The organism is Alkalihalobacillus sp. CinArs1 (assembly GCF_947387515.1).
GTDB lineage: Bacteria > Bacillota > Bacilli > Bacillales > Guptibacillaceae > Guptibacillus.
Window position 1 is genome coordinate 685,315 of sequence record NZ_CANDOB010000002.1, and the last position, 16,211, is coordinate 701,525.

A 16,211-nucleotide genomic window follows, 5' to 3' on the forward strand; every position below is an offset into this window, starting at 1 on the left:
TGTGCTCATACGTTATACATAATGAAAACATTCTAAGGAGGATTCGATGGAGAGGTATCAGAAGGAAAAGGATCTACAGCCCTTTACTGAGAAGAACCGTGATTTAAAGTCTGAATTCGATGGATTGATCGAAGAGTACAAACAAGATCTATGGAACTACTGCCGTTATATCACAGGGTCACCGTGGGATGGAGAAGATTTATTTCAAGAAACCATTCTGAAGGCGTTCGGTGGACTTTATCAAAGATGGCATCCGACAAATCCTAAGTCATACCTTTACCGTGTCGCAACAACCACCTGGATCGACCACTGTCGGAAGCAAAAGCGGATCGTCGGAACGTTAGAAGAAGGGGACATGCCTACTGAGGAGTTTTCAGATCGATTAGATGTAGAAGAAGCGTTGACGCATCTAGCAAATCTATTCACACCAAGAGAGTCTGCTACCTTCTTACTAAAAGAAGTTTTCTCTTTCAGTGCGAAAGAAGTTGCGGGGATCGTTCGCACAACGCCAGGAGCTGTGTATGCGAGCGTAAGACGGATGAAAGAAAAGCTGCGTGAAACCAGCTTAGAAGAGCGCAGTAAGGAAAGCGTTGACCATAACAATCCAGTGATTAAGAAATACTTGAAGGCGTTAAGCGATGGAGACGTGGAAGCTGTATTAAGCCTCTTTATTGAAGAGGCGCAAAACGATGTAGGTCTAGGGTTTCAAGAATATTCAAAGAACGAGATGCGTTCCGGGTCTATGCAGTTTGGGTTACCTGGCTTCCGAGCGGAGCCGTTGGTGCTTTGGGAGAAGCCGGTTATCGTGGTCTTTTATGAAGATGAAGAAGGAGCAAAGATTCATGATATCCAGTATCAAGAAGTTGAAAATAATAAGATCGTCTACCATCGTAGCTTCTACTTCAGGAAGGAAATGATTTTTGCTGCAGCGAAGGAGCTAGGGTTTCAGCCACAGGTGAATAAGCCCGCTGCCGAATGGTAAAGAGAAGGTGCCTGGTACCGCCCGCTTTTGCTCGATGTTTGTCGAACGAGAGCGGGCAGGTTTTTTGGTGATTATGTTGAACGTGATATAGGTGAGGAAATGAGTAATGAAATAGGAGTTGTGTCATGAGTAGTAGCTGGTATAACTGTTCAAACGAAATAAAAGAGTTTGTACAAAATGCAGTAGACGAGATGAAAGCCATTCTGAAGGAAGGTTTTGTTGGCTTTTATCTTCATGGGTCTCTTTCGATGGGTGGATTTAATCCTTCGAGAAGTGATATCGACATGATCGTTGTAGCCAAAAGGGAGTTAACGAGTGAGGAGAACGAGAAGCTGGCAACATACCTCCTTAAGGCTTCAAACAACCCATATCCAATTGAAATTAGTATTCTCACACTAGAGCATTTACAAGCATGGAAGCATCCGTGTTTTTATGAGTTTCACTATAGTGAAGACTGGCGTGAGCGATATGAGCTTGCAATACAAAATGAAGATATCCAGTACATCGCAGATTTGAAAGGAGAAGACCCTGATCTCGCAGCACACCTCACAATCTTAAACTCTAGAGGGGTCTGCATTGAGGGACCTCCGATCAAAGAGCTTTTCCCTATGATCCCGTACAAAGACTATGTTGCTTCTATTCTATGTGATTATGATGACTGTCTAGATGATATAGAGGAGAATTCAGTGTACTGTGTGCTAAACATCGTACGCGTTTATTGGTACTTACTCGATGGAGTGATTTCATCAAAACAAGAAGCAGGGGACTGGGGCAGGAAAGAGTTTACTGGAGCAATTGGGAGAACGATCGAAAAGGCTTACGAAAATTATGCAGGCATGAAAGATCGTTCGTTTGAGAAAAGCGAACTTTCAGCAGTGAGAGAATATTTTCGACGAAGAGTTAAGAGTTTGATTAACTATAAGGAGGGCATGTGATGCTCGAACGAATCGATACGTTTTGTTTAAGAGTGCGTGATGTTGAGCGAGCGAGTGAGTGGTATCAAAAGAATCTAGGTTTGAAAGAGACCTTTCGTGATGATGGGTATCGCATTTTAAGTGTGGGTAATAGTAGCGTTCCAATCACGATTGAGGAAGGTGAACCGTCTAAATCTAAGCACCAGAACTATCCGATCTTCTTCACATCAGCGATTGCTGAGACTTATGAGACGTTTAAGAGCCGTGATGTTGAGGTAAGCGAGCTGCAGCGTGATGAAGTGAATACGTTCTTCGACCTTTATGACATTGATGGAAATCGAATGCAGGTTTGTTTCTGGGAGTAAAAAGGAGTAGGGGGAAATGAAAATTAAACGGAGATTGTAGCCAACATTGAAGCGGATGATTTGGCGAAAGCAAAGGCGCTTTACAGATATACTTGGCATTGAAGAATTGATGAATCTTAGTTGGATCGCGACGTATGGTTCAGCGGACGGCGCAAATCAATGCAGCTATAGATGGAGGTTCCAATATTCCTACTCCTGATCTTTCTATTGAAGTGGATGATCTAGAGGAAGCGCTTTGGGTGATGAAAGAAGCGAGAGTTTGAGCATGGTCCAATAGATGAGCCATGGGGAGTCAGGCGTTTTTTCGTAAGAGATCCTTTTGGAAAGATGCTCAATATTCTTTGTCATGCTAATGAATGAGATCAACTGGAGGAGAAGAAATGATTTTACATACAAAAACATACGGAGAAGGCGAACCTGTTGTTTTATTGCACTCAGGATTACAAACTGGAGAAACTGACTTCATCGAACAAAGAAATGCATTACAGCAAAGCAGAAAGGTTATAGTGCCGGATCTAAGAGGTCATGGGAAATCAGTGAATGATGATTTTTCCAATTATTTCAAAGACGCTGCAGAGGATTTGAGAGATACGATAGACCATTTGCATCTAAATCAGATTCACTTAGTCGGTTGTTCGTTAGGTGGACTAGTTGCTTTGCTATTTGCCAAAACGTTTCCGAATCGACTGCTGAGTGTAACGTTATCAGGGATAACAGCTGATCGACCGGATCATTGGAACGAATCTCATGCAAAAGAAGTGACGTTTCAAACAGAACTTCTTCAAAAACAGGAAGTTGTTGCTCAACTTGATCAGCTTCATAGTGGTGATTGGAAGCAGTTTATCTATATGGCTCGCGATGTGAATTGGTATCCGTTTGAACTTACTTCAGATATCGATGGTGTCCATGTACCTGTATTGTTTATGGTCGGTGAAGGAAATCATGATGAAGTGAAATCTGCTTCAAAATACCAGCGGATGCATGAAAATGTTCATGTGAGTGTCCTGCCGTTTGCTTCTCACCTTGTCCATAGTGAGCAACCTTCCTTGTATACAGAGATGTTAACAGCATTTTTGGATGGAGTAGATAAAAAGAATCGCAATCTGTTGGAGTCTACCAGTTGAGTGGTAAGCTCCTATTGTATTCGTTTGATGAATGGGGATGAAAAATGATGAAAACCGAAAAACAAAAGATGCTAGACGGAGAACTGTATAATCCAGGTGACGAAGAACTAATCATCGATCGCCTTCGTGCTCGACGAATGACGAGATTGTATAATCAAACGATCGAAACAGATCACAAAGAGCGCTCACGGTTAATAAAAGAACTATTTGGTTCTACGAAGGAAAACGTGGGCATCGAACCAACGTTTAAATGTGATTATGGGTACAATATACACGTTGGAGAAAACTTCTTTATGAACTTTGATTGTGTGATCCTCGATATTTGTGAGGTGCGTTTTGGGGATAATTGTATGTTAGGGCCAGGGGTTCATATTTATGGTGCGACGCACCCTCTAGATCCAGTCGAACGTAATTCTGGAAAAGAATACGGGAAACCAATCATCTTCGGTGATAACGTGTGGATTGGAGGAGGTGCAATCATTAATCCAGGAGTGACGGTTGGAGATAATGTTGTCATCGCTTCCGGAGCAGTTGTCACAAAGAGTATACCAGATAACGTAGTCGTTGGAGGCAATCCAGCGAAGAAGATAAGAGAGGTGCCACACCGTTCGACAAATAGCGGGCGGTGACAGGCACCATGAAAGAAAGAGGGGTACTATGCCAGATTTAAAGGACCAAATTATACTTATCACCGGCGCTAACAGAGGTCAGGGGCGAGCGATTGCGGAGCACCTCGTCACGCTCGGAGCAACAGTTGTTGTCGCAGCCCGAAACTTTGAAAGTGCAATGGCCGTTTGTGATGAGCTAGGTGACGAACGAGCTTATCCTATGCAGCTAGATGTTACGAGTGAACAACAATGGCAGAAGGCTATGGCTGAGTTAGAAGAGAAGTTCGGGAAGTTAGATGCTCTAGTGAACAATGCTGGCGTCCTAAAACGAAAAGCGTTTCAAGAAATAACCGTTGAAGACTACCAGGAGCTCATCAACGTAAACCAGCTCGGTGTATTCCTCGGCATGCAGGCAGTTCTACCTTTGATGGAAAAACAGCAGAAAGGATCGATCATCAACAACGTCTCGATCTCTGCATTTGCACCGATCGGTAAGTCCACTGCCTATGCTGCTACAAAAGCGGCTGTTGTAGCCATGTCAAAAGCAGCAGCCATCGAAGTGGGACCTAAAGGAATTCGCGTGAACATGATCCACCCAGGTGGAGTGGAAACCGAAATGGCAACACAGGGGCAAGGTGTACCATCTTTCTATGAATCGATTCCTCTTGGTCGAATCGGCCAGCCGATCGAGATCGCAAGAGCTGTTGCCTTCCTTGCTTCAGATGAAAGCTCTTATTGCACAGGAACTGAAATTGTGGTGGATGGGGGCATGACGCTAGGATCTGCTAATGTGTAGAACAGAATCGATCGGCCGCAGCCTTTTTTCCTCGATGAAATTTGGCAGCGAGAAGCAAAAGAGCGCTTATCGTGCAATCGCTGTATTAGGGATTATGAAGGATCTACAAGCGTATCATCCAGTACTTTGCGGAACCATTCCAATCGGTATCGATCTCGATAGTTCAGATCTTGATATCGTGATGGAAGTGAACGATGCTGAAGAGTTCGAGCGGAAGGTTACAGAATTATATGGGACGAAAGATGAGTTCAGATTAAAGAGAACGATGGTCAGAGGGAGAACCATCATTAAAGCTAATTTTTGGTTTCAAGGGTTTGAATTTGAACTGTTCGGACAAGCGGAACCAGTTCATAACCAGTATGCGTTTCTTCACATGGTGATCGAGTATGAGCTCATGAAGAAGCAACCGGGTTTGAAGGAACGTGTGGTCGAACTTAAAGAACAAGGACACAAAACAGAACCAGCTTTTTGTAGATTGCTTGGAATAGCAGGTGATCCGTACGAAGGGCTGATCCAATATGGTAAAGAGTTTGAATTAATCTAAACGATCGCTTTAAGCAAGAAGGAGGGAAGATACCTCCTTCTTTTCTTTGAGAATCGAGAGTTGCATTTGGAATTTTATGCTAAACTTATGGTGGAGATTCTTCGACAATATATCGTAAAAAACGGGTGGTGACAGGTACCATGAACGAGACAGGTACCATGAATGAGCTTCTTTCATGGGTAGAAGACATTAAGAACAAAAATGCTAGTTCAGCTGCTTCACTTCTTATTATGAAAAACAACGATATTCTATTCGAACATTATAGTGGCACACACAATAACACGAAGGGTGCTCGTAAGGTCGATCACCATTCACGGTTCAACGTCGCATCTGCAAGGAAAAGCTATCTTGGTCTTGCTGTTGCGTTTGCTGTCTATGAAGGAAAGATTACGAGTTTAGATGATCTTGCGAGAGACTACTTCTCAGAAATAGATCCTGAGTTGCTCGGGGCGACCACCATTCGGCATCTCGTTACACATTCACATGGTCTAGATGAGGACGCCGATGGTACCGTATATAGAGAGTTCGAACCTGGTGAAAACTGGACTTATCGAAACATCAATGTTGTCATGATGACAAAGCTCATCCACCATCTTTACAGTAAACCCTTCCCTTCGCTATTAAAAGAACGAGTCTTTGAACCGCTGGGTTTTACGAAAACGTGGTGGGAGGTTTCGGATGCAGAGGACCTCGTCAGGGTGATCGTAAATCCTAATCAAGAAGGGGAACGTGCATTAGGAACAGTTGAAGATGGTCTAGATAAAAATCTCTTCGTAAATACAAGAGAGTTTGCAGAGTGGGGTAATCTTTTTCTAAACAGGGGAAAGGCGAATGGAAAACAAATCGTGCCAGAAAAGGTGATTGATCTGTCAGCGACGATTCAAAATCCACCTTACACTGATAAGGAACTACCCCAGAACGGCTTCTTCTGGTACGTTCAAGACGTTCCGCGTGAACGGAGTGAGCTTGGCAGCCGCGTTCCTAGCGGATCTTATCAAATTCTTGGTGTAACAGGACCGACGCTTCTTGTTATTCCTGAATATGATGTGGTGGTCGTGAAGATGTACAACAAGCGGTATAACTATGGTGGTGAAAACTACTTATACTATTTAAAAGAGTTTAGTAATCTTGTAGCAGATGCGTTTAATAGATAATGGGGATACATAAATAGAAAGGGTAGGGGAAATTATGCCGACAGTAGGACTAGTAAGACACGGCGTTACAGAATGGAATACGTTAGGGAAAGCACAAGGCCATGCGAATGTGCCTTTGAACGAGGAAGGAAGAAAGCAGGCATTAGCGCTCGCTGAGAGACTCTCACAGGAAGAACCATGGGATGTTATCATCACGAGTGACCTTATGAGGGCGAAGGAAACGGCGGAGATAATCGCTTCGAAGCTGAACACGCCTCTGATCGAGCAAGAGTGGATTCGAGAAATAAATTGTGGTGATATCGAAGGAACGACAGAGGATGAAAGAGTGGAAAAATGGGGTGAGAATTGGTGTGATCATGACCTCGGAATGGAAGAGCGATCTGATGTAGCGATCAGAGGTAACGCATTTTTAGAAGAGTTAGCGAAGGATCATCAAGGAAAAAGAGTTCTCGTCGTGAGCCACGGGGCGTGGATCGGAATCACGCTCGAACATTTATTTCCTGAAGAGTACACTCATGCGTTGATCGACAACACGTCACTTTCAATCATCGAAAGAGCGGGTCAAGGTTGGCACAACCCACTATTCAATTGCATCAAGCACTTATCATAGTGTTCAATTCTGGAGGGGTGTTTTTGAGAAAAATTCTTTCTAGTAAGTGGTTCGGCTATCCGTTTATTTTATCTCTACTATTCGGAGATTACGGCAGCCGATCTATTCCATCAATTTTCGGCCATGTAGGAAGAGCTCTAGTTATTGGGGTAATTGTATCCCTAATGGCTTATTCCATCCAAAATCGTTCAATCATTAAAATGTTTGAAAGCAAGCAAGAGTGACCGTTTAAAATCAGGTGATCTATATGTTCAGCGTCGTTTTTGCATAATGGAGTGAAGATATGTGAAACGCATTAAGAATAAACATTTGCCTTATCATATAGCAACTATTAAATCGAAAGCTTCCAAAACAATCGTCTTGTATCACGGCTGGGGGAGCAAGGTGGAAGGCTTGCTGGATGTAGCAGAAACCCTTTTTGAGGAAGGCTTTTCAGTCGTGATTCCGGAGTTGATCTACCACGATTCTCGAGGACCCTTTGCCAATCATTTTCAACCGGACATCATGCAGTCGTACTTTTGGAAAACGATCTTCCATAGCATTGACGAATTTCCAAAGCTTCTTCAGTCGATCGATGAAAAAATGGAAGACGTCGTTCTCCTTGGAAGTTCGATGGGTGGCTTTATTGCGAATGGGATTGCAAGTAAGCACTCGTTAGGAGGGTTAATAAGTGTGAATGGCTCAGGTTCATTCGTACGGTCAGAAACCTTATTCCGAAAGCGTGATGGCCGAGGAGAGATCCCGAATAACCTTTTAAAAGGGTTGAAAAATTATGATCTTGTTGAGCAGGCGTGCACGTTAACGCCTACGCTATTTCTTCATGGTGAATGCGATGCGATCGTTCCGATATGTGGGCAGGAAGATTACTTTCGCAAAGTGATGGAAGAGAATCGAAGTCATGCAGAATTCCGCCGCTACCCTGGTGTTGGTCATGAATTCACGGATGAAATGGTTAACGATGTGTTAGCGTGGTTACATAAGCTTTCTTAAGAAATTGGTTAACGAAACTTCTTAAAGGGAGTTCCTTTTTTATGCCTTGGATATAAAAAAATTCAATGCGATCAATGCCTTTGGACAACCCGTTCTCTATCCTTTCATCGCCATTTTGTGGATGTGTGTTCTTGGGCTCGTGTTTGCATTTATGACGATTAACGTCATGCGAAAAAGGCAAATTGCATAGTTAAAAGGTAGCAATTTAGGAAAAGAGCAAATCAAATAAAGGATTCGCTCTTTTTTTGTCTAATACTTTAAGTGAGCAACGTCCTCGTAGTAAGAAAGTCTTAAATAAACTAGAGGGGTGATGTATTGAAAAGTGAAATGAATCGGTTGTTTGAGGACAAACGGTGCGTTCATGTGCTCTATGCCTACCAGGGAAGATCGAATTATGTTAAACAGGTGCTCGGTTTTATCCAAGATGGTATCAAAGCGGGTGAACATGTAATCCTGATTGAAAACGAACCTGTTTATCGTCTTATCGAGAAAGAACTTTCCAGACTGTTAACAGAAGAAGATAGATCATACGTCCACCGGATCAACAACTTTGATTTTTACTTTTCAAGCGGCAGCTATCATCCTCCAGCGATTGTAGAGCATTTTCAAAAATCCGTGGAACCTTTTGTAGAGAATAATGTTTCGTTCAGGTCTTGGGCGCATGTCGAATGGGCCTCGATGGAAGAACCGCTGCATATTATAGAAGATTTCGAGAGAATTGTTGATCGCGCCGTTCATGAATATTCGTTTCCGCTCATCTGTGCATATGAAGATGAACGGATGCCAGATTATCTCATCGATATTCTCATGGAAACCCACCCGTACGTGCTGATGGAAGAAGAATTTATAACGTCGAAGCAATACCAGGCTTAACATTTGTCTGCTTAAAGCAACTTCCGTGTTAATAAAGAAAACGAATGATATAATGATTCACACTGTGAAAGACTATGAAGAGCTAAGGCTCTTTTTTTATTTGTAACAAGACTACATAACGCGAAAGGTGAGGAAGAAATGAAAGCTGTTCAAGTAACAGGGTACGGTGATGTTGATAAGCTACAGGTTGCGGAGGTACCGATCCCAGAACCAAAGGATCATGAAGTGTTAGTAAAAGTAAAAGCTTGCGCGATCAACAATACAGAGATCTGGATGCGAGAAGGTGCATATGGAACGGGATCAAAGTCCGGCTGGCGTCCTGAAGGGGTACAATTCCCGCGTACGCCAGGGTCGGATATTACGGGTCAGGTTGTAAAAGTTGGAGCGAGTGTCGATGGGGCGATGAAAGGTAGGAACGTCGTTCTCTTTCCTTTTACCTCGAGTGGGGACGAAGGCGCTGAACATATTTCTGAAGACATGTCCTTTATCGGATCGGAATACGATGGCGGCTATGCGGAATACGTTGTTTGGCCAGCAGATCTTTGTTTTGATATGCCGCTATCGAACTATATTGAAAGTGCCGTGTTCTCCGTAAGTGGGATGACCGCGTGGCACATGGTTGAACAAATCCAGCCGAAGCCTGGCGAGACGATCATGGTTACAGGTGCGAACGGTGGAGTAGGATCCTTAAACGTGCAGATTGCAGCGAACGTATTTGGTGCAAATGTCGTAGCGATCGTCGGTGATCTTGAACTAGAAGAACGCATGAAGGAGCTTGGAGCGACGCACGTGCTTTCTTATAAGTCTGAAACCCTTGCACAAGACATTCTCCATGCGAATGGCGGCCCGATCGACGCTGTTCTAGACGTTGTTGGAGACGCGCTCTTCGCAACCTCTTTACAAGTATTGAAAAAAGGCGGAAAGTTTTGTACGTCAGGTTCTGCTGGTGGACAGAAGACTGAGCTCGATTTTCGTAAGCTCTATTTAAAACATATTACTCTTTACGGATCTGTACTCGGAACGCGCGCTGAGTTTGAGAAGATGTTAACTGCCATTTCAGAAGGGAAGATCCAACCAGTCATCGATCGAACGTTTCCACTTGATGCAGCGAGAGAAGCACAGACGTACTTTAAGAATGCTGGTAAGTTAGGGAAGATCGTTCTACTGCCAGAGGAATAAACGTTAAGACCCGTCCGAACAGGCGGGTCTTTTTTTATCACATTTTTATATACAGAAGCTACCCAACGTCCTCCGCCCACATACACTGCTGTATGAATAAGAAAAGGTGGGCGAGAGGATGGCGACTGAATTAACCGGACGGGTCGTTTTACCTGGTGATCCAGCGTATGACAAAGCAAGGGAAAATCTGAATCTGTATCAATCGAAGTTTCCTGGAGCGATCGTATTTTGTCAGGAGGAGAAGGATGTCTTACATGCCTTAACATTTGCTCGTGAAAAAGGTCTTCCTTTTCGAGTGAGGAGCGGAAGACATAGCTATCAAAACTTTTCGAACCTAGATGGAGGATTAGTGATCGACATTAGTGAGATGAACGAGATATCGGTATCTGTGCCTACCAAGACAGCGAAGGTATGTGCTGGAGCGGATTTAGGAAAAGTGTACAACACGCTATGGAAATATGGCCTCGCACTACCTGGAGGAACAGAGTTCAGTGTAGGTGTCTCGGGTGTAACGCTAGGTGGCGGCATCGGGTATTTGTCGAGAGAATTCGGATTAACGTGTGACCATGTAGAGCGCATGAGAATCGTCGTCCCAAAAGGTGAGAAAGGTGCCGAAATCATTGAGGCAACAAAAGATGAAAATAGCGATTTGTTCTGGGCTTGCTGCGGTGGAGGCGGCGGGAATTTCGGTATCGTCACATCGTTTACTTTTCGAACACATCCGATCGACAACGTCTCCGTTTTCAAAATCGATTGGGAGTTCGATCAGCTCGAAGATGTATTCGAAACGTGGCAAAATTGGGCTCCGTTCACTGATCATAAGCTTACCTCGACGCTAGAACTTCATGCGAAAAGTAAGAACCTCATCCGCTCTGAAGGTCAGTTCTTGGGGTCGAAGAAACGGTTGATCGAACTGATCAAACCGTTGCTGAAGGACAATAAGCCAAGAAAAGTCCAGGTTGGATCCCTTCCTTTTAATAAGGCGTTCAATTATTTCAATGAGCCTTCAGGAAATAAGCCGTCATTCTTTAAAAGGTCTGGGTCTTTCGTGTATAAGCCTATTCCGGAGCGAGGCATTTCGATTATGAAACGATTCCTCGAACACGCGCCGAATGAAGATGCGGTTATTTGGCAGCAGTCACTAGGTGGCGCTGTTTCTGATGTTCCGCCATCAGACACTGCTTTTTTTCACCGAGATGCGAAAATCGCACAAGAATATAACACAACGTGGACGAATGAAGAAGAAGCTAGGGATAACGTCCAATGGGTAGTCGCGTTAAGGAAACAAATGAGACGGTATACGGAAGGTGACTATGTGAACTGGCCAGATGAAACGATTAGGGATTGGCAACAGGCTTACTATGGGGAAAACGTTCACAGGTTACGAAAGATCAAGACAGAAGTCGATCCTTTAAACGTGTTTCGCTTTCAACAAAGCGTTCCACCATATTAAAAAGCACTCTCGTTTGAGAGTGCTTTTTATTTTCGATTGTGGTTCCTTCCATGTTTTGAAATAATTGGTTTAGCAAAGAAGACAGGCTGCAATTAGAGAAAGGGGAATCAAGATGTTACATACTGAAGAAGACTTGCTGACTAGTGTAACAAAAGACTCTAAGATGATGGAAATTTTGAGAGCAGCAAAGTCACTAAACCTTCCAGATTGGTGGGTGTGTGCTGGGTTTGTGCGTTCAAAGATCTGGGATGTTCAGCACGGCTATGAAGAACCTACGAAGTTGCCAGATGTGGACGTCATTTATTTTGACAAGGATCATATCGATGAAGGTGAAGAAGTAATACTAGAGAAACAGCTTTACAAGGTCTTTAAAGACGTGCCTTGGTCGGTGAAAAACCAAGCAAGAATGCACGTGTTAAACGACATGGCACCCTACCATTCTTCAGTGGATGCCATCTCGAAATTTCCTGAGACAGCTACTTCGCTTGGGGTAAAGCTAGACGAACAAGACCGCTTAATCATTGCTGCCCCTCATGGGCTAGATGATGTCCTTCAAATGAAGCTGCGTCCAACTCCAGCTTTTTTAAATAACGAGCGTAGTTGGCTTTATGAAGAACGACTTCGTAAGAAAAACTGGATTTCTAAATGGCCTCTTCTAGACGTTACTTATGGAAAAATTTAAATTCCCTGTTATGAAGACTCCTTCTTGTGGAATATAGTAAAAGCTATCACTTTTACGTAGAGGAGTTATGACGATGTGGATGAAACACAATTTTTTTAAATATATGACTGGTGCGATACTCGTACTTATCTTATTCTTTTTTCTTGCTGAATTAGAGTTTGTAAAGCCGGTCATCACAATCATCAGCACGCTTTTTTACCCAGTGCTGATCGCAGGATTTTTCTATTACATTCTTAAACCGGTCGTTCGACTCGTTCGAAAGATCCCATTCGTTCCAAATCTTGCAGCGATTCTGATCGTCTTTGCATCGATTGGTGGACTCGTATATATAGGGTTTAAGCTATTAGCTCAAACGATTGCAGATCAGGCGACTAGTATTATGAAGGATCTTCCGAAGAAGCTTGAGAAATCAGCTGAAGAGGCACAAAAAGCAATTGAGAAAAACGATATGGGCATGGTTTCAGTTGGAAACCTGAGACATAAAGCAACAAGTTTTCTAGGAGACGTCACACAAAATTTCGGAGATAACATCACGCAAATCGTTTCGACTCTTACTAGTGCGACAACAGTACTGATCGTCGTACCTTTCGTTCTCTTTTATTTTCTAAAAGATGATCATAAGTTGATTCCATACTTATTGAAGTTTGTTCCTGGCCATCACCAAGAAGAAGGGAAGAAAATTTTACAGAACATCGATGATACGGTGGCAGCTTACATTACAGGTCAAGTGATCGTGGCAGTTGTCGATGGTGTACTTATGTATATCGCCTATCTCATACTCGGGCTTCCTTATGCGCTTATACTTGGAATGTTTGTTACGCTTACAGCAGTCGTGCCATTCTTCGGGCCGATCATTGGCGTTATCCCGGCACTTGTTATCGCTCTAACACAAGACCCGATGATGGCTTTTTCAGTGCTCGTGGCACTCGTTATCGTGCAACAGCTTGAAGGGAACTTAGTCGCACCGCTCGTATTAGGCAGCAGGCTGAACATCCATCCATTAACCATCATTCTGCTATTGATCGTGGCGGGAGCGCTTTATGGGTTTATCGGAATGCTGATTGCGATTCCGTTTTACTCTGTCTTAAAAGTAATCATCAAAAACATATATGAGTTGTATCGTCTGAGGCAGATGCGAGAGATTAGTGAGTGAGGAAGATCGGTGTAGTGCATAGCGCTATACCGATCTTTTTATCGTTAAACTAGAACTGAAGATGATCGTTCACCTTGAGTTTATACTCTGATATGGTTCCTGCGGGAAGTTCAAGAACTGAGCGTGCTTCTTTAACCGGCATCGTAAAACGCCACGGAGTTAAATTAGGTATGAGTTTAATCACTTTATTTTCGCTGTTAAGGAAAACAGCATCGATGGAAAAGGTCATGAAGCACATATGGATGGCGTTACACGGTGTGATCAGCAGTCCTTCTAAGTTGAGAGGTCGTTTACGAAACATCAATCCTCTAAACCGTGTTGTGAATGAGTCAGCGAACGTAATCGAATGAGGGAGTGTTCTATATATCATACGTCCAGAGGGTTCTCTCATGTTCTTCATACCTCCTAGAGATTTCGTTGTATATACTATATAACAAGGGATTAACATTCACAACTGTATGTAACGACTTTCTATTATTCTCAAACATTTACAATTAAAATAAAAAAATAGGTTTACAAATTCGTTATTGAGAACTACAATAAAAGTACAGATAGTTCTTTAAAAAGAACGAAAACTCAGAATTGAACACTATAATGAACGGTCGTAAACGTATACTGACGTTCACTAGTAAAAGGGGGTTTGAAATGAGGATAGCGTAACTGCTTCGTCTTGCTATGTTATTACTTTCTTTCAAGGTCTCTAAAGCATACTTACTGAAATCCGTTTCATTTGTAGCCATAAGTATCTCACTAAATAAAAACAACCAAATAGGGAGGAAATGAAATGTTAAAGAAGATGGCAGCGTTCGTTCGAGAAGAAGAAGGTCAAGGGATGGCAGAGTATGGATTAATTCTTGCTGGGGTAGCAATCGTAGCAGTTGGCGCGTTTAATCTTCTTGGTGGTCAGGTTGATGCATTGATCGATAAAGTAACAGCTAAACTTCAATAGTACGAACACCTTCTTTCTCTAGCCCCACTTTCATAGGTGGGGCTAATTTTAAAAGGAGATGCATAGGGATGATCTTTAGTATCTTGGTCGTTACGTTACTCTTATCTTTCTATACGGATATAAGAAGTAGGAAGATCTTGAACATCGTCACGTTCCCAGCCATGCTGATTGGTTTGGTTTACCATACGGTGACACAAGGGTTGGATGGCTTTTTATTTAGTGGAGCTGGTTTATTAGTAGGGTTGTTGCTGCTTTTCATTCCTTACTTATTAGGAGGAATGGGAGCGGGTGACGTGAAGCTACTTGGAGCAATAGGAGCCCTTACAGGCGTAACCTTCGTCTTTCAGTCATTTATCTACACGGTACTAATAGGTGGATTGATCGGGTTTATCTTACTTGTCAGAAAAATAGAACTCAAAAGACTTTCTCCCCTCTATCTATTTTCTTTCTTGTTTTCTTTAAAAAGCTCTCAGAACGACAAACCAAAAATCACCTTTCCATATGGAGTAGCCATTACAGTTGGGACGTTGTGTGCGTCTTTCTTAGGAGGGATGATGTGAAATCTGAAAAAGGTCAATCGATGGTTGAATTTGCATTAGTTCTTCCTGTGCTCATTGTATTATTGTTCGGCATCGTTGATTTTGGGCGAATCTTCCATGCCTACCTCACCATCGATCATGCAAGTCGAGAAGCTGCTCGTTCAGCAAGCGTTGGAGAAGACGATGCGACGATTCGGGCAGTAGCAGTTGATAATGCAACGAGTATCAATCTTTCTGGCTCTCAAGTATCGATCTCTCCTGGTGGAAAGAAAACATCAGGCAGCGAAGTTAGGATCACCATCAGTCACAACATTGATTTCCTCACTCCTGTGATCGCCTCATTAACTGGTCCGATCGATCTGACGAGTACAACGGCGATGAGGGTGGAGTGATGAAAAGAATATTTAAGCTACTATTAAATGAAAGCGGCGGAACAATGGCGATGGTTGCGGTCAGTATCACAGTTTTACTCGGTGCAGCGGCGATGGTAGTCGACGTAGGACGCCTCTATCATGAAAAGAGTACATTGCAGAACGCAGTTGATGCAGCAGCCCTTGCAGGGGCTCAAGAGCTGCTCACTAGCAGAAGTAAAGCAACGCTGGTTGCTGGAAGCTATGCGAATAAAAATGGTTATCCGGTTTCTTACTGCGATGTACGGACCGGAGCTGACACGATTCATGTTTCTCAGGCTACAAATGTGCCGATGACGTTTGCGAAAGTACTCGGCATCAAGGATGCGAAGGTAAGTGCCTCTGCAAAAGCAAAAGTTGGACCTGTTTGGCCAACAAAGGGGATCACGCCAATTGCACTAGAGTATACAGCAGTACCACATCAAACGGAATTGAAGTGTAGCAACCCGGGTGAAAAAAACGGAAACTGCGGCTATCTTGATATCGGCAGCAATGGAGCACAGGGACTTGCGAACAACATTATAAACGGTGTAGAGATACCAAAAGGTACTAAAACTGTACAAACTGAGCCAGGGCAAAAGTGGGGACCGGTTAAGAGTGCATTTCAGACGCTAATCGATAACGACGCAGGAAAAGCTCATTGTCAAAGTGCGACATCAGCAGATGCATCGTGCGATCGGATGATCATTATCCCGTTAATCAAATCTTGGGACGGCGTGAATGGGAAATCGACGGTTGAAATTGTAGGATTTGCTTCTTACTGGGTCGATCGCATCGACGAACCCAAGCGTATTGTTGGAAAGTTCAAGAAGATGATCACATCTGGGGAAATCGATGGGTCACAAACTGGGAACGTTTACGGAGTGAAACTTATCAAGTAAAGACA

At 43.2% G+C, this 16,211-nt stretch carries 23 protein-coding genes; 22 read left to right on the forward strand and 1 reads right to left on the reverse strand.

The genetic code is table 11. The annotated features are described in order from the left end of the window. Nucleotides 1-46: 46 nt before the first annotated feature. From PFZ69_RS12145 to PFZ69_RS12230, 18 genes are all read left to right on the forward strand, one after another. Nucleotides 47-982, forward strand: coding sequence for an RNA polymerase sigma factor (locus PFZ69_RS12145; protein ID WP_270181348.1), 936 nt, complete (start codon nucleotides 47-49; stop codon nucleotides 980-982). A gap of 125 nt (nucleotides 983-1,107) precedes the next feature. Continuing rightward, nucleotides 1,108-1,917, forward strand: a complete 810-nt coding sequence (locus PFZ69_RS12150; protein ID WP_270181349.1) for an aminoglycoside adenylyltransferase domain-containing protein — start codon at nucleotides 1,108-1,110, stop codon at nucleotides 1,915-1,917. Continuing rightward, the gene (locus PFZ69_RS12155) at nucleotides 1,917-2,261 is read left to right on the forward strand and encodes a VOC family protein (protein WP_270181350.1); all 345 of its coding nucleotides are present in this window, start codon (nucleotides 1,917-1,919) and stop codon (nucleotides 2,259-2,261) included. The genes PFZ69_RS12150 and PFZ69_RS12155 overlap by 1 nt, the downstream gene beginning before the upstream one ends. A 134-nt stretch (nucleotides 2,262-2,395) precedes the next feature. Then, nucleotides 2,396-2,524, forward strand: a complete 129-nt coding sequence (locus PFZ69_RS12160) for a hypothetical protein (protein WP_270181351.1) — start codon at nucleotides 2,396-2,398, stop codon at nucleotides 2,522-2,524. Between the two features lie 117 nt (nucleotides 2,525-2,641). Then, entirely contained in the window at nucleotides 2,642-3,385 is a 744-nt protein-coding gene (locus PFZ69_RS12165; RefSeq protein WP_270181352.1) for an alpha/beta fold hydrolase, read from the forward strand. A 47-nt stretch (nucleotides 3,386-3,432) separates the two neighbouring features. After that, on the forward strand, nucleotides 3,433-4,014 hold the full coding sequence (locus PFZ69_RS12170; RefSeq protein ID WP_270182027.1) for a sugar O-acetyltransferase: 582 nt from the start codon (nucleotides 3,433-3,435) through the stop codon (nucleotides 4,012-4,014). Nucleotides 4,015-4,042: 28 nt separating this feature from the next. After that, nucleotides 4,043-4,789 (forward strand): SDR family NAD(P)-dependent oxidoreductase, encoded by a 747-nt coding sequence (locus PFZ69_RS12175; protein ID WP_270181353.1) that lies wholly within the window; start codon nucleotides 4,043-4,045, stop codon nucleotides 4,787-4,789. Next, nucleotides 4,782-5,333: a DUF4269 domain-containing protein gene (locus PFZ69_RS12180; RefSeq protein ID WP_270181354.1), complete on the forward strand. Its 552-nt coding sequence runs from the start codon at nucleotides 4,782-4,784 to the stop codon at nucleotides 5,331-5,333. Before PFZ69_RS12175 ends, PFZ69_RS12180 begins: the two co-directional genes overlap by 8 nt. A 140-nt stretch (nucleotides 5,334-5,473) precedes the next feature. Continuing rightward, the gene (locus PFZ69_RS12185) at nucleotides 5,474-6,487 is read left to right on the forward strand and encodes a serine hydrolase domain-containing protein (RefSeq protein WP_270181355.1); all 1,014 of its coding nucleotides are present in this window, start codon (nucleotides 5,474-5,476) and stop codon (nucleotides 6,485-6,487) included. Between the two features lie 34 nt (nucleotides 6,488-6,521). Beyond that, complete coding sequence (locus tag PFZ69_RS12190; protein WP_270181356.1) at nucleotides 6,522-7,097, forward strand: histidine phosphatase family protein; 576 nt, start codon at nucleotides 6,522-6,524, stop codon at nucleotides 7,095-7,097. A 23-nt stretch (nucleotides 7,098-7,120) separates the two neighbouring features. Next, nucleotides 7,121-7,321 carry a hypothetical protein gene (locus PFZ69_RS12195; RefSeq protein ID WP_270181357.1) on the forward strand — a complete coding sequence of 67 codons (201 nt, stop codon included), beginning with the start codon at nucleotides 7,121-7,123 and terminating at the stop codon, nucleotides 7,319-7,321. 61 nt (nucleotides 7,322-7,382) lie between these two features. After that, nucleotides 7,383-8,087, forward strand: coding sequence for an alpha/beta hydrolase (locus PFZ69_RS12200; protein WP_270181358.1), 705 nt, complete (start codon nucleotides 7,383-7,385; stop codon nucleotides 8,085-8,087). Between the two features lie 46 nt (nucleotides 8,088-8,133). Continuing rightward, nucleotides 8,134-8,277 (forward strand): hypothetical protein, encoded by a 144-nt coding sequence (locus PFZ69_RS12205; protein ID WP_270181359.1) that lies wholly within the window; start codon nucleotides 8,134-8,136, stop codon nucleotides 8,275-8,277. 125 nt (nucleotides 8,278-8,402) lie between these two features. Then, nucleotides 8,403-8,960, forward strand: coding sequence for an MEDS domain-containing protein (locus PFZ69_RS12210; RefSeq protein WP_270181360.1), 558 nt, complete (start codon nucleotides 8,403-8,405; stop codon nucleotides 8,958-8,960). Between the two features lie 138 nt (nucleotides 8,961-9,098). Continuing rightward, on the forward strand, nucleotides 9,099-10,139 hold the full coding sequence (locus PFZ69_RS12215; RefSeq protein ID WP_270181361.1) for a zinc-binding dehydrogenase: 1,041 nt from the start codon (nucleotides 9,099-9,101) through the stop codon (nucleotides 10,137-10,139). Between the two features lie 118 nt (nucleotides 10,140-10,257). Then, complete coding sequence (locus PFZ69_RS12220) at nucleotides 10,258-11,592, forward strand: FAD-binding oxidoreductase (protein WP_270181362.1); 1,335 nt, start codon at nucleotides 10,258-10,260, stop codon at nucleotides 11,590-11,592. 112 nt (nucleotides 11,593-11,704) lie between these two features. Further along, nucleotides 11,705-12,274: a nucleotidyltransferase family protein gene (locus tag PFZ69_RS12225; RefSeq protein WP_270181363.1), complete on the forward strand. Its 570-nt coding sequence runs from the start codon at nucleotides 11,705-11,707 to the stop codon at nucleotides 12,272-12,274. Nucleotides 12,275-12,347: 73 nt separating this feature from the next. Further along, on the forward strand, nucleotides 12,348-13,427 hold the full coding sequence (locus PFZ69_RS12230) for an AI-2E family transporter (protein WP_270181364.1): 1,080 nt from the start codon (nucleotides 12,348-12,350) through the stop codon (nucleotides 13,425-13,427). Between the two features lie 49 nt (nucleotides 13,428-13,476). On the opposite strand, the gene PFZ69_RS12235 is transcribed toward PFZ69_RS12230, so the two are convergent. After that, nucleotides 13,477-13,818 carry a DUF192 domain-containing protein gene (locus PFZ69_RS12235; protein WP_270181365.1) on the reverse strand — a complete coding sequence of 114 codons (342 nt, stop codon included), beginning with the start codon at nucleotides 13,816-13,818 and terminating at the stop codon, nucleotides 13,477-13,479. Nucleotides 13,819-14,211: 393 nt separating this feature from the next. Here PFZ69_RS12235 and PFZ69_RS12240 point away from each other — a divergent pair, with 393 nt between their 5' ends. From PFZ69_RS12240 to PFZ69_RS12255, 4 genes are all read left to right on the forward strand, one after another. Next, on the forward strand, nucleotides 14,212-14,376 hold the full coding sequence (locus PFZ69_RS12240) for a Flp family type IVb pilin (RefSeq protein ID WP_270181366.1): 165 nt from the start codon (nucleotides 14,212-14,214) through the stop codon (nucleotides 14,374-14,376). A gap of 68 nt (nucleotides 14,377-14,444) precedes the next feature. Next, nucleotides 14,445-14,936 (forward strand): A24 family peptidase, encoded by a 492-nt coding sequence (locus tag PFZ69_RS12245; protein ID WP_270181367.1) that lies wholly within the window; start codon nucleotides 14,445-14,447, stop codon nucleotides 14,934-14,936. Continuing rightward, nucleotides 14,933-15,307 (forward strand): TadE family protein, encoded by a 375-nt coding sequence (locus tag PFZ69_RS12250; protein WP_270181368.1) that lies wholly within the window; start codon nucleotides 14,933-14,935, stop codon nucleotides 15,305-15,307. The genes PFZ69_RS12245 and PFZ69_RS12250 overlap by 4 nt, the downstream gene beginning before the upstream one ends. Beyond that, nucleotides 15,307-16,206, forward strand: a complete 900-nt coding sequence (locus tag PFZ69_RS12255) for a Tad domain-containing protein (RefSeq protein WP_270181369.1) — start codon at nucleotides 15,307-15,309, stop codon at nucleotides 16,204-16,206. Before PFZ69_RS12250 ends, PFZ69_RS12255 begins: the two co-directional genes overlap by 1 nt. The last annotated feature ends 5 nt before the right edge of the window (nucleotides 16,207-16,211 follow it).